The 12,238-nt window shown below is 34.0% G+C and carries 15 protein-coding genes; 5 read left to right on the top strand and 10 right to left on the bottom strand.

The features are described 5' to 3' along the window. Positions 1-150 precede the first annotated feature (150 nt). Positions 151-360 (bottom strand): CsbD family protein, encoded by a 210-nt coding sequence (locus tag RH915_RS09020; RefSeq protein WP_310479474.1) that lies wholly within the window; start codon positions 358-360, stop codon positions 151-153. A 65-nt stretch (positions 361-425) separates the two neighbouring features. Then, positions 426-638 (bottom strand): CsbD family protein, encoded by a 213-nt coding sequence (locus tag RH915_RS09015; RefSeq protein ID WP_310479472.1) that lies wholly within the window; start codon positions 636-638, stop codon positions 426-428. A gap of 266 nt (positions 639-904) precedes the next feature. On the opposite strand from RH915_RS09015, the gene RH915_RS09010 reads away from it, so the two are divergent. The 3 genes from RH915_RS09010 to RH915_RS09000 all read left to right on the top strand — a co-directional run bounded on the left by RH915_RS09010 (position 905) and on the right by RH915_RS09000 (position 3,366). Then, a complete protein-coding gene (locus tag RH915_RS09010) occupies positions 905-1,057 on the top strand; it encodes a helix-turn-helix transcriptional regulator (protein WP_310479468.1) in 153 nt (50 codons plus the stop codon). 129 nt (positions 1,058-1,186) lie between these two features. Then, a complete protein-coding gene (locus RH915_RS09005) occupies positions 1,187-2,104 on the top strand; it encodes an ABC transporter ATP-binding protein (protein ID WP_310479467.1) in 918 nt (305 codons plus the stop codon). Next, on the top strand, positions 2,101-3,366 hold the full coding sequence (locus tag RH915_RS09000; protein ID WP_310479465.1) for an ABC transporter permease: 1,266 nt from the start codon (positions 2,101-2,103) through the stop codon (positions 3,364-3,366). The genes RH915_RS09005 and RH915_RS09000 overlap by 4 nt, the downstream gene beginning before the upstream one ends. Before the next feature lie 39 nt (positions 3,367-3,405). Here the strand turns inward: RH915_RS09000 and RH915_RS08995 are convergent, their stop codons facing one another. From RH915_RS08995 to RH915_RS08960, 8 genes are all read right to left on the bottom strand, one after another. After that, positions 3,406-4,407, bottom strand: coding sequence for a hypothetical protein (locus tag RH915_RS08995; protein WP_310479463.1), 1,002 nt, complete (start codon positions 4,405-4,407; stop codon positions 3,406-3,408). 13 nt (positions 4,408-4,420) lie between these two features. Beyond that, positions 4,421-5,044, bottom strand: coding sequence for a metallophosphoesterase (locus RH915_RS08990; protein WP_310479462.1), 624 nt, complete (start codon positions 5,042-5,044; stop codon positions 4,421-4,423). Positions 5,045-5,545: 501 nt separating this feature from the next. Continuing rightward, positions 5,546-5,767, bottom strand: a complete 222-nt coding sequence (locus RH915_RS08985) for a hypothetical protein (RefSeq protein WP_310479461.1) — start codon at positions 5,765-5,767, stop codon at positions 5,546-5,548. 30 nt (positions 5,768-5,797) lie between these two features. Next, the gene (locus RH915_RS08980) at positions 5,798-6,166 is read right to left on the bottom strand and encodes a (deoxy)nucleoside triphosphate pyrophosphohydrolase (protein ID WP_310479460.1); all 369 of its coding nucleotides are present in this window, start codon (positions 6,164-6,166) and stop codon (positions 5,798-5,800) included. A 30-nt stretch (positions 6,167-6,196) separates the two neighbouring features. Continuing rightward, the gene (gene cls, locus RH915_RS08975) at positions 6,197-7,786 is read right to left on the bottom strand and encodes a cardiolipin synthase (protein ID WP_331618380.1); all 1,590 of its coding nucleotides are present in this window, start codon (positions 7,784-7,786) and stop codon (positions 6,197-6,199) included. Positions 7,787-8,024: 238 nt separating this feature from the next. Then, the gene (locus RH915_RS08970) at positions 8,025-8,750 is read right to left on the bottom strand and encodes a hypothetical protein (protein ID WP_310479457.1); all 726 of its coding nucleotides are present in this window, start codon (positions 8,748-8,750) and stop codon (positions 8,025-8,027) included. An 81-nt stretch (positions 8,751-8,831) separates the two neighbouring features. Further along, a complete protein-coding gene (locus RH915_RS08965) occupies positions 8,832-9,101 on the bottom strand; it encodes a hypothetical protein (RefSeq protein WP_310479455.1) in 270 nt (89 codons plus the stop codon). Between the two features lie 400 nt (positions 9,102-9,501). Next, positions 9,502-10,116, bottom strand: coding sequence for a ribonuclease H family protein (locus RH915_RS08960; protein ID WP_310479453.1), 615 nt, complete (start codon positions 10,114-10,116; stop codon positions 9,502-9,504). Positions 10,117-10,376: 260 nt separating this feature from the next. On the opposite strand from RH915_RS08960, the gene RH915_RS08955 reads away from it, so the two are divergent. Next, complete coding sequence (locus RH915_RS08955) at positions 10,377-10,574, top strand: hypothetical protein (RefSeq protein WP_310479450.1); 198 nt, start codon at positions 10,377-10,379, stop codon at positions 10,572-10,574. Between the two features lie 110 nt (positions 10,575-10,684). After that, positions 10,685-12,172 (top strand): phytoene desaturase family protein, encoded by a 1,488-nt coding sequence (locus RH915_RS08950; RefSeq protein ID WP_310479447.1) that lies wholly within the window; start codon positions 10,685-10,687, stop codon positions 12,170-12,172. Positions 12,173-12,238: the final 66 nt, after the last annotated feature.

The raw sequence follows: 12,238 nt of genomic DNA, 5'->3' as shown, positions 1-12,238 counted from the left end.
CAAAAATCCAGCATAGTTCGTTATTATATTGTACGAACCTGCTGGATTTACTAGCCTTAGTGCAATACTTAGATTGTCATTCCATTAAGGGATATCACATCTCTTTATGCACTAAGCTAGCATTTAGCATTAATCTTTATTGCACTAATTTTATTTTTCATCCTCTTGCTCTGATAGCCATGTATCCACTTCTTCTTGAACTTCTTTTTTCGTTTTTCCATAGATCTCTTGGATTTTTCCAACTAATCTATCTACACTACCTTCTATTTGATCTAGCTCGTTTTCAGTTAACTTACCCCATTTTTCTTTAGCTCGTCCTCTTAACTGTGTCCATTTACCCTTTAGCTCTTGTTTATTCATCATATCATCCTTTCTTTAGATTTCCGTCATCATATAAAACAAATTCTTATGTTATATAAATTGTTTTATACGCCTCTATCATCATTTTCTGATAACCAAAGTTCCACTTCTTGTTCGGCTTCTTCTAGATTTTTTCCGTATTTTTCTTGTATTTTTCCTACTAACTTTTCACCACTGCCTTCAATCTGGTTCAAGTCATCATCTGTAAGCTCGCCCCATTTTTTCTTTGCACTACCTTTTAACTGATTCCATTTTCCTTTTAAAATCTCTTTGTTCATAATAGCCCTCCTTTTTTTATTTATCCGATATTTAATCAATAAAGCTAAATACGTGTTGTATTTAGCTATCTTATTAATTACATACCCAGCTATCGTTAAAATTAACATATTAATTAATATTTGCTAATGTTATTCTTATAAACGTACAGGTAACTCAATTAGTATTTTCCATAGAAAAAGATCTATGACCACGTTACACTAGCACGCTTTATGGGTAACATAAAATAATATTCAAAATGCGTTATATATAGAACGTAGAAAATGATTTGTCCCAAGAAGAGCTTTCTAATATTGTTGGTGTTACAAGACAAACCATTGGTTTGATTGAGTTAGGAAAGTACAACGCAACTTTAAAGCTTTGTTTGGCAATATGCAAGGCATTATCCAAAACCTTGGATGATCTATTTTGGGAAGATTAAAAGTGATAAATTTATTATTTTTACACACGCATTATATTTAAAATATGGTATAATTTAGTGGGTCATTGTTAATTTTATGACAAGCTTCCTTTATGCAGCATAGTAAAATTTATGAATGAGAGGTGCATTATGAAACTTGAGGTAAAAAACCTTCGTAAAAGTTTTTCTGACACAGAAGTACTTCATGGTATATCCTTTACCATTGAAAGTGGAAAGGCACTAGGCTTTTTAGGTAGAAATGGTGCTGGTAAGACGACAACCATTAGAATTCTTATGGATTTGTTTAGTGGTAACAGCGGGGAAATTCTTCTTAATGGTAAAAAATTTGTACCTAAAGAACACCAAATTGGCTATTTGCCTGAAGAACGTGGCCTATATCCTAAACAAAAGGTCCTTGAGCAATTAGTTTATTTTGGTCAACTTAGAGGTCTAACTAGTAAAGAAGCAAAAGAAAATGCATTATATTGGTTAAAGCGACTTGGGGTAGAAGAACATAAAAACAAAAAACTAGAAACCCTGTCAAAAGGAAACCAGCAAAAAGTTCAGTTAGCAGAGACCTTCATCTGTAATCCGGATATTGTTGTTCTTGACGAACCATTCAGTGGTTTAGATCCTGTAAACTCACAAATTTTAAAGGATATCATTAGAGAATTGATTCAGCAAAATAAATTACTTATTTTCTCAAGTCACCAAATGGGTTATATCGAAGAGTTTTGTGAAAATATTGCACTTATAAATAAAGGTGAAATTGTTCTTAAAGGCGATTTAAAAGAAATTAAAAAAGAATACGGTATGAACAGACTAACCTTAAGCGATGTCAATTTATCCTGTAATGAGCTAAAGGAGATATTTGACAATAAATTAGGTAACATCGCTACAGTTGTTGATGAAAAGAAAGACTATCTTATTATAGAGCTGATGGGTCAAAATACGAAACAAGACCTTCTTAAAGCCTTAATAGAACTTAACATTGACATCGAAAAGTTTTCAACTTATCAACCAACACTAGAAGACATTTTTGTTAAAAAGGTAGGTGACGCTTCATGAGAAATTTTTTAATTGTAACAAAATTTGAGTTTTTAAACTTAGTTAAAAATAAAACTGCTATTATCGCAACGGTAATTATATGTTTACTGCTTTCCCTAGGCCTGTCCGCACCTACCATAAGAGATACATTTTTCAGCTCGTCGGATGAAGAAATTGCTATGGACCAAGACCAAGGAGCTGAACACCCTCCGTCCTCTGGGAGAACCTACGGTTTTATCAATAAAGGTGGCATTACTAACGTAGATGATTTAAAACAACGATTTTTTGCTGGAGAATTAGTAGCATTTAACAACCAAGAAGAACTAGAAGAACAAATTCGTTCTGGAGAAGTCGAAGCGGGCTATATCATTGAATCACCTACTCAGTATCAACACATTGTTCAAAATAATGAACTTATGGGTACGAATCCATTTGCCTTTGAATCTGCCCTAGCAGAAGCATATAGAATTAGTGCATTTGAAGATATGGGTATTGAATATAGCTCTGTAGAAGGTATTATATCTGTTCATATTGAACAACAAGATACAGTTGTATTAGGTACTGATAGTGCAAGTAATTATATGTACACCTACATTCTAGTATTTGGATTATACTTTTTAATTATTATATATGGTCAAATTATTGCAACCTCTGTTGCTAGTGAAAAAAGTAATCGTGCAATGGAAGTCCTTATTACAAGTACGGACAGCACCCATTTAATTTTCGGTAAAGTTATTGCTGGTGCCCTTGCTGGTATATGCCAGTTTGGATTAGTTATTTTAACTGGAATCACGGCTTACAATCTAAATGCAGCGGCTTGGGATAACAGTTTAGACTTTGTATTTAAAATACCTGGTAGTACACTATTGTCGTTCTCTGCCTTTGGTATTCTTGGTTACTTATTCTATCTATTTATCTTTGGTGCCCTTGGTGCATTGGTTTCTAGAACTGAAGACGTTAATACAAGTTCCACCCCTATTACATTGATTTTTGTCGCAGTATTTATTGTCTCTATGACAGGTATGCAAAATACTGAAGGGATGGTTCTAAAAATAGCATCCTTTGTACCTTTTAGTTCTTTTATGGCCATGTTTGTACGGGTATCAATGGGAACCGTATCTACTTTAGAGGTTATTGCTTCGTTATCCATTTTAGCGATCACTACAGCTTTAATTGGCTATCTTGCATCAAAAATCTATCGTATGGGAACCCTTATGTACGGAAACCCTGTAAAACTTAGAACCGTTTTAAAACTTTCAAAAGGTAAATCTTTAAGTAGATAATCTATACAAAAAGCAATCGGCTAAAAAACCGATTGCTTTTTATGATTCACTATAAAGTTCCTGTTCTAGTTCCATTAGTTTTTCTCTATCCTCTGGAGATAAATTATCAACAAGCTCTCTCCTATACTTTATTCCTTCTTTCACTTTATTGCGCTTCTCTCTTTTTTTATCTATATCTACCCAAGAAACCTTTTTATTTCTATAATATAAATCAAAATCTGCTAACCTATTGCCTTCATGATCATACTCTAAACCAAGTAATATTCTTTTTATCTCTTCCGGCTTATAAAAAGTAAATAATCGAATTTGATAAGCTAGCACAGAAAACATTGCTAAGGCGTGATCCCTAGTCCAACCTTCTTCAAGCACCATTCCTACCTCTAATTGTGATAATACATAATTTAACCTATCATAATGCTCTTGGTACTTCTCTTTTGTATCATAGATATTGATCCTTAACTCATACCACTTTCGTTCTTCAAGACTTTGGGTAATGTATAAAATACCTTCGCTGCCTAAACTTCTAAAAACTTTTTGAGCAGGATAAGGAAGTAATAAGGGGGTGTCTAGTAAATCACTACTTAATAAGCGTCGGGATAACTGCTTTGTTGTTAAAAACAAAATCGTATCTCCCTGCTCCCCTTGGTTAACCGCCGCTTCTAAAGAAAGATCTCTTCCATCAAAACGGTTAGCAATCTGTTTTACTACACTGCTTTTATTTCCTACTGTTCTCATTATGATTGATGATGGTCCCATATCTACCTTTTTTACCAAAGCAGCAATTTGACTGTTAATAATAGTTGCAAGACACACTGATGCTGGTTGATTTACAATAATAATAGCCTTTGCATCCCCTATATCTGTTTTAACTGGGGTAGTATCCGTTAAAAAAATCAGACTACTCTCTTCTGTCGCATCTTCCATCCCTTTCATAAACGCTGTTTCTTTTCCTTGCATTTCTTCTAGAAAAAATTTCTTTACTGCTTCCAAAGCTTCTGTCCGTATAAATAATAGTCGAGGTCCCATCCTTAAAAAAAGCATTTTTACTCCCTCCTTAAAGTCCTATTTTTCTACGAGCCATTTTTCTATAGTAATCTGTATCAAAGGGATAAGGCAAAGTGTAAATTTCCCTTGTAGATAAGTCTAAAACATGTATCATATCTAATCCATTTAACCCAGTGTGATCTTCTTTTCTATAACTCTTAGGCTCAAAACTGTGGCCGTAGAGATAGTAATCAATATGTTCCTTTTCATCCGTGTGATAGTGATTGATATAAAAATTTATTCCCTCTATCTGTATATGACCATTTGTTATTGGTATGCCTTTTTTTGAAATAGATTTAATAACTTGATAGCGATCATGGTTTCCCATCGCATAATAAGTTTTAGCATCTGTTACAGCCTCTAACTGCTGTATAAATATACTTGCAAGTTTTTTATACTCATCTATGTAATGTGGCAACTGTTCTAACTTTATGTCATCTACCAGATCCCCAGTGTGTATAATATAATCCGGCTGTAATATCTCTACTAACCGAACAATATAACGATGAATCTCTCTGGGCGTGTCGCTAATGTGAAGGAGCACTGGTCCTTTTAGCGATTGTAATTCCGGTGATATGTAGGGTCTTTCTAAAATGAGTCCCTGCCACTCTTTCGCTTTTTCAATAATGTTCATGTCATAAACCCCAATTCTATACTTTATCAAGCTAATATTTATATTCTATATACCCCACAAGTGACCCTTTTCTTCATTAATTTATTTTTTATTATCATCCTGAACTTGCGAAGGATCTCGATTTTGACTTTGTAATTACTCTGTTGATTTCTCTATCCCCTATCACCTGTCTAACTTTCCAACTGATTCTTCTGTCATCCAGAGCTTACGAAGGATCTCGGGTTTAACTTTGTAATTACTCTTTTGATTTCTCTACCCCTGTCACCTGTCTAACTTTCCAACTGATTCTTTTGTCATCCTGGGCTTGCAAAGGATCTCGATTTTGACTTTCGTTACTATCTTTTCTTTCTATCTCCCTGTAGCTTCGAATTCATTCGACGATTTCTTACATCAATCTTTTTCTCTTCGTAGCTTCGAATTCATTCGAAGGTTTCTTAAACAATATAACCCTGCGCTTTTTATTACACAAACAAAAAAGACATAGGTATTAAACCCTGCCTTCTAATCCCCTCGTCTTGTTCTAATTTTAATACAGATCGTTACAAGCACCACATATAGCATAAAAGCAGGGAACGCTTTTAACAATACCCTGTTTGCTTCCCGCATTAATCTAAATGTCGAATCCATATCCGACTTATAAACCACAATTAGTACCATGCTCGCTAAAAGAAATGTTGCTACTTTAAGGTTGAAATGTAAATATCTTTTTACATCATGATCCATGGTTTATCCCCCTTAGTTTTTTCTATATATTCATTGGGCTATCAACTTCTTTATAAAAGGTATATCCGCCGGTGCAAAATCAAAATTCGTTAATTCTTTATTCCTTACCCACTTCACCTCATCGTGTACGGTTAAACTTACTTCTCCTTTTTCCACATTTGCCAAATATGCCATTAGCTTTATATCTTCATAAATACTTTCACCAAAATAATCTCCTACTTTAATTTCCACATTTAACTCTTCTTTAATTTCCCGTTTCAAACAGGCCTGTGGCGTTTCCCCTTTTTCGATTTTACCTCCGGGAAACTCCCATTTACCAGCTAATTTTTCACCTTTTCCCCTTCTTGCTATTAAAGTTTTATCTTCCTTCTGTATAATCGCTGCAGTTACTTCTTTCAATACAAAACTCCTCTCATATGAACCAACCACTTATAAAATCGGTGAGAACACTCGAAGTATCGATCCTTTAATTATTGTATACCAACGTTCTTTAGAAAAATCTTTTTTAGTAATTTGTTGACATACTTTTAAAGTCTCCAAAAAGTCAGATTTTAGTTCCTGTACACTTGGTGTATTCACCATCCATACCCCACATTCAAAATGTAAGTACAGACTACGATAGTCCATATTTATTGTACCAACAACACCATAAGTCCCATCCACAACAAAGGTTTTTGAGTGCATAAACCCAGGGGTATATTCATATATTTTTACGCCATTTTCCACTAAGGTTTTGTAATAGGTTCTTGTAACCGTATGAACTAAGCGTTTATCCCATTTATGTGGAGTAATAATCCGTACGTCTACGCCTCCCTTTGCAGCAGCACAAAGGGCTGTTACCATTTCATTTGCAATAATTAAATAAGGGGTTGTAATATAAACCGACTTTTTCGCTTTGTAAATTAAATTTAGATATACGGTTTCTCCAACAGATTCATTGTCTAAAGGACTGTCAGCAAAAGGCTGAACATAGCCTCTACCTAAGTCTTTACTAGCTATAGTATCTTTGGTAAAATCAACAAAGTTTGGCTTAAATTGATTAAAATCCTCTTCTACGCCTCGAAGATAATCCCACATTGTTAAAAACATTACGGTTAAGTTCCAAACCGCAGGGCCTTTAAGCATGATTGCCGTATCCTTCCAATGTCCAAACTTCACGATCTCATTAATATATTCATCCGCTAGATTGATGCCTCCAGTAAAGCCTGTATGCCCATCAATTACAGTAATTTTTCTGTGATCCCGATTATTTAATCGCAAAGAAATGATACCTCTTAATGGATTAAACACAGTGCACTGTATCCCCATAGCTTCAAGCTTTTTATCATAGCCTTTAGGTAATGTGAAAAGACATCCCACATCGTCATAGATAAGCCTTACATCTACACCGTTTTGGGCTTTCTCCTGTAAAATTTCTAGAATTCGATTCCACATAATTCCTTCTTCTATAATAAAGTATTCCATAAAGATATATTTTTCTGCCTTTTCCAAGGCTTCGATTAAACGATCATATTTTTTCTCCCCAATGGCTAAATACTCACTTTCGTGATCAGGATATATAGGATAACCAGCATAGTCATTAATGTAACGGGCCTGTATAGACGCATCCGTATTTAATAATGCCAAATTTTCTAAATAGGTTTCCGTATTAAGTCGCTCATCCCTCAATGCTTTTTCTGTTAAGGACTCGTAGGCCTTCATTTTTGCTGCGGTCTTACGCTTAATTTTACCTCTACCTATAAATAGATAAAAAAGACCACCGAAAATAGGCAGCATCATAATGGGTATGATCCATGCAATTTTGTAAGCCGGATTAATTTTACTATTCATTACCCATAAAAACGCAATTAAACTTAACAACAAACTAAAACCATAAAAATAGGCAGTGTATTCTGTGAACCACAAAATAACCCCAATTATAAAAGTCATCTGGGCTAAAATTGAAATTAAAAGAAAAAAGGTTCTTAAACTAAAAAACTTACGTATAGAGCCTACTGTTTTATTGGTCAAGTCACTCATCGGTCTTTTCTCCTTAACTGGTTTTATTTTCTAATAAAGATACTCTCATTATTTTTAAAAATTTACTAATATTTTCATGTGTTCTATACCACTATTATATAATAAAAGGAAATCCAAAGCCATTTTTATTACTAATTGATTCTATGACTATAAACTTTTCAATTACAAATTGAGCTTCAGATTTCTCTGAAGCTCAAAAGTTTACTCAATTTTAATTTTGTTTTTCATAAATATCTATTTAAATGGTCCATTGATTGTGAATGATTCCTACTAAATACCATTCATCATCCATTTGCTCGAACACTAACCTTAAGCTTAACCAATCCATTCCTTTATAGTCTTCATCAAATCCTGGGAAGTAATATTCTACAATAATTGGATCATCATAAACTTCGAATTGGTTTTCTAACATATTACCACTGCTTAAGATTTCGTTATAACCAATTTGCTCCGCGTTGACAAAGTCAGCAGTATAAATGAACTCCTCATAGTATTCTGATGGCGTGAGCTCAATATCGTTACCCTTTCCATCATAACGACCCCAGATATATTCCTGTTCACTTTCAAACATTTCAGCTATTTCTTCTTTACTTAAGACAACGTCCTCTTCTACTGAAACATTTGTATAAGGGGTAAATCGTACACCTCTGTCTTCGTGAACAAAATAGGATAGCAGATAGGCATCTTGATCTCTAAGTGCCTCAATCACTTCCGTAGCTCTTTCTTCAATAATCTTTTCTGCAATCTCTGGCTTTATAATGCCTTCCTCAGTATATTCAAGTTCAATTTCCTCTTCTTTATCTCTTTCATCCCCATTTTCACCATTTTCACCATTTACGGTATCTCCATTTGTTTGACCATTACCAGGCAAAGGTTGATCTGTTCCTTCATCACCTTGGCATGCTGTTGCAAAAATTACTAAAGCCAGGCACAAACCAATGATTACACCATACTTCTTAAACACATTAACAACTCCTTTTTAAAATATTTTGGTATAAAAGTCATCTTACTGATGTTATACCACAGATATTTTAAATTAAACATCCTAAAGTCGCCAATCTGGTCCCAGTAACCCTCCAAACCGCACCCAGCCTTCTTCTGTACTGCCGTTTAATCTATACTCTATCCTGTACACAACCCTACCTTTACCAACTATTTTAAAAGGTCCTATTCCAGTAAAAATATTTCTCCGTTCAATACTTATAACTTCTCCTCCTAAGGATGCGATTTTCTCCCTAATTTTTTCTTTTCTTAAATAACCGATTATAGGTATAAGCCCTAATAATGCCGGTAATATGAGTATTTCATATCCCACTACAATCCCTCCTTAAAAGTTACGATGATCTAATAGCTTAATTAACTTTTCCTATTGAAAAACCTTTAGCTTTTATACTAAAGGTTTGGGTACCTATATTCTCCTTAATTCAAATTAAAACTTATTTGTGCATCATTCTGCGCCTAGGAAAGAATATCGAATTTAAGCAAATTACCAAAAAGAATTTTCTTTTCCTAACCCCTATCTCCTATCGCCTATCCAACTAATTCTCGTGTCATCCTGAGCCGGCGAAGGATCTCGTTTTTGACTTTCATTATATTCTCAGACCCGAGATTCTTCCCTAGCGCTCATAAGCAGATGACCGAAGAGAAGTTTCGTGTCAGTCGCTTACACAGAGGGGAATGACAAAATGAAGCCAAGGATCTCGGGTTTACTAAACTTATTTGCCCAACAAAGCATCTTTTGCTAACTGATCTACCTCTTCGTTATATTTATCTCCTGAATGGGCCTTCACTTTAATAAATTTCACTTCTAAATCCTTTGATATTTCATCATAATAAGCTTGGTATTCCTTAGTGCCATCTTTATTCGCCTTCCATGATTTCGTTGCCCATTTTTCAATGCCCTCATAGTCATAATGAAGATACAATCGCTTAGCATTAACCTGCAAGGCATAATCCATGGCTGCCTTTGCACCTAGAAGCTCTCCTGCTACATTTCTCATATCTAACAACCCTTTATCATTTCCCCTTCCAGAAAAGGTTGTCTTTTCTCCTTTAAAGAAAGTAACCCCTCCATAACTATAATACCCAATACTATTTTCATAGCTTCCATCTACATAAGCAATCATTTCATCCTCATTTATTTGATCTACGTTAATTTCCGCTACCTTTTGAGTCACATTTTCCATATAAGCCTTTGCCTCTTCAAGGGTTGTAAAGCTTTTATATTCAGCCCCAGAGTATCCCTTAACAGACGCCTGACATTCAGGCCATGTTTCAAATATCCCTACTTTATTTCCTTTTCTTACACTATAGTATTTTTTCTTAGGCATTTTATTTCTCCTCATCTTTTCTTTATGTGTTGAATTTAGATAATTACATTAAGAAAGGTTTTATTATAATAAATATAATCAAGCAATTTCCTTATGTACTTACCTTATTTGATTCTACACTTTTATTTAAATTCCTGTTTTACCAATAATATAATCTTGCTACTAACAATTAATATTTTTTCTTTTTCATAGAGAGTAACGAATAAAAATGGGTATATACATTTTTGTAATCTTTTTATATTAAGGAGAAGTGATGACTTATGAAAAAATTTGAGGATTTAAATACAGAAGAAAAACAGATGCTAATAAACGAATTTATCACCACAAACCAAATGAATACAACCCAAGAAAACCTACCAATAGAACTATTGAAATATTTAAAAGAAAAGAATGTAAAGGTAGAAGATCCAAAAGACTTTCAAGTACTATATGACCAAATCGAATCAAAGCTATTTTAGTCTATAGATTGATAAAATACTTATAACTTTATTTCACTTAACACCTTAAGTTAGCATAACTTTCAATATCCAAACAAATAATAACCAATATATAAACTTGAGGTGAAGTGATGAAAAAATTAGCTTTAATTATTGGGTCTGGCCTAGGTGGGTTAGCAACAGCTGTAAGACTACTTAGTCAAGGATACCATGTTAAAATATATGAAAAAGAAAACACAATAGGTGGGAAAACAAATCAGTTAAAACAAGGACCTTTTACCTTTGACTTAACCGCTTCTATTTTAATGAATCGTGAAATTTATGAGGAAGTCTTTTCAGATGCAAATTTAAATTACAAAGACTACTTAGGGTTTATGAAAGTTGAACCTACCTACCGTAGTTTTTATGCCGATGGCAGCTCCTACGATTTTGATAGAGATTTACCCACATTAGTCAAAAACTTAGAATCCATCTCCACAGAAGATGCCGTAGGCTATATGCAGTTTTTATCAGAAGTCTATGAAAGATACCTTGTTGCCGATGAGCACTTTTTACAAAGGACTTTTGAGGATCTAGCTGATTTTTTCAAGCCATCCACTTTAATTAATGCATTAAAGACCCAGTCCCTATCTACGGCTCATCAATTAATATCAAAGTATGTTAAAAATGAAAAGCTTCAAAATTTTCTATCCTATCAAGCTTTATACGTAGGCATTTCTCCATACGAAGGACCTAGTATTTACCCCTTAGTTCCTGTCATATCTCAGCTTTATGGACTGTGGCATATAAAAGGTGGCATGTATGCATATGTTAAAGCCCTTGAAAAAGTTATAGAAAATTTAGGTGGTGAAATCCACACAGATTATGACGTTGAAGAAATTATCATTTCAAACGGAAAGGCCGTTGGAATTAAATCTAAACAACAAGAAGTTGTTCACGCCGACATCGTTATTAGTAATGCAGACTTTCCATATACTATGGAATATCTTATAAAAAGTGATTCTGAAAGAGGAAAATATACACCAAGTAAATTAAAAGAAATGAAGTACTCCTGCGCTACTTTTACCATTTATTTAGGATTAAATAAAAAATACCCTCAACTTTCAGTACATAATATCTATATTAATAATGACTTTAAAGAGAATATAAATTACGCTTTTACAGGACAACTTCCCGTAGCCCCTTCTTTTTATATTTATTGTCCAACGAAAATCGATGACAGCATGACTAAAACAAATGGCGATTGTCTGAGTGTCGTCGTCAGAGTTCCAAACCTATTGTTTGACCATATAAAGTGGGATGAAGATACGATTCAGCCTTTAAGAAATAGTGTGCTTTCTGCCCTTAAACATATAAAAGGTCTAGAAGATATTGAACAACATATAGAATACGAAAATTATCTAACACCAAAGGATTTAAAGAATCGATTCAATGCTTATGCCGGTGCCGCCTTTGGTCTAAGCCCAACATTAACGCAAACCAATTACTTTAGACCCCATTTAAAGTCAGACACCATCAAAAATTTATATTTTGTAGGAAACTCCGTCCATCCTGGTCCAGGGGCTTCCATAGTACTTCTTTCAAGTAAGCTTGTTACACAAGAAATTTTGGTTCTATAATAAATGTTGGGGTGGTTAACACTCCAGCATTTTTTATTCAAAAAATAATGCACTTATTGAAAATAC

Origin of the sequence: Serpentinicella sp. ANB-PHB4 (genome assembly GCF_031432315.1) — a bacterium.
Classification (GTDB): domain Bacteria; phylum Bacillota; class Clostridia; order Peptostreptococcales; family Natronincolaceae; genus Serpentinicella.
Note: the sequence above shows the minus strand (reverse complement) of the source record. Positions and strands in the feature narration are given on the sequence as shown.

Bases quoted from the DNA above. Each gene is read 5' to 3' on its own strand.
- RH915_RS08960 (WP_310479453.1), bottom strand. From the start codon at position 10,116: ATGCCTAAGAAAAAATACTATAGTGTAAGAAAAGGAAATAAAGTAGGG.
- RH915_RS09020 (WP_310479474.1), bottom strand. From the start codon at position 360: ATGAATAAACAAGAGCTAAAGGGTAAATGGACACAGTTAAGAGGACGA.
- RH915_RS08955 (WP_310479450.1), top strand. From the start codon at position 10,377: ATGAAAAAATTTGAGGATTTAAATACAGAAGAAAAACAGATGCTAATA.
- RH915_RS08995 (WP_310479463.1), bottom strand. From the start codon at position 4,407: ATGCTTTTTTTAAGGATGGGACCTCGACTATTATTTATACGGACAGAA.
- RH915_RS09005 (WP_310479467.1), top strand. From the start codon at position 1,187: ATGAAACTTGAGGTAAAAAACCTTCGTAAAAGTTTTTCTGACACAGAA.
- RH915_RS09015 (WP_310479472.1), bottom strand. From the start codon at position 638: ATGAACAAAGAGATTTTAAAAGGAAAATGGAATCAGTTAAAAGGTAGT.
- RH915_RS08950 (WP_310479447.1), top strand. From the start codon at position 10,685: ATGAAAAAATTAGCTTTAATTATTGGGTCTGGCCTAGGTGGGTTAGCA.
- RH915_RS08985 (WP_310479461.1), bottom strand. From the start codon at position 5,767: ATGGATCATGATGTAAAAAGATATTTACATTTCAACCTTAAAGTAGCA.
- RH915_RS09000 (WP_310479465.1), top strand. From the start codon at position 2,101: ATGAGAAATTTTTTAATTGTAACAAAATTTGAGTTTTTAAACTTAGTT.
- RH915_RS08990 (WP_310479462.1), bottom strand. From the start codon at position 5,044: ATGAACATTATTGAAAAAGCGAAAGAGTGGCAGGGACTCATTTTAGAA.
- cls (WP_331618380.1), bottom strand. From the start codon at position 7,786: ATGAGTGACTTGACCAATAAAACAGTAGGCTCTATACGTAAGTTTTTT.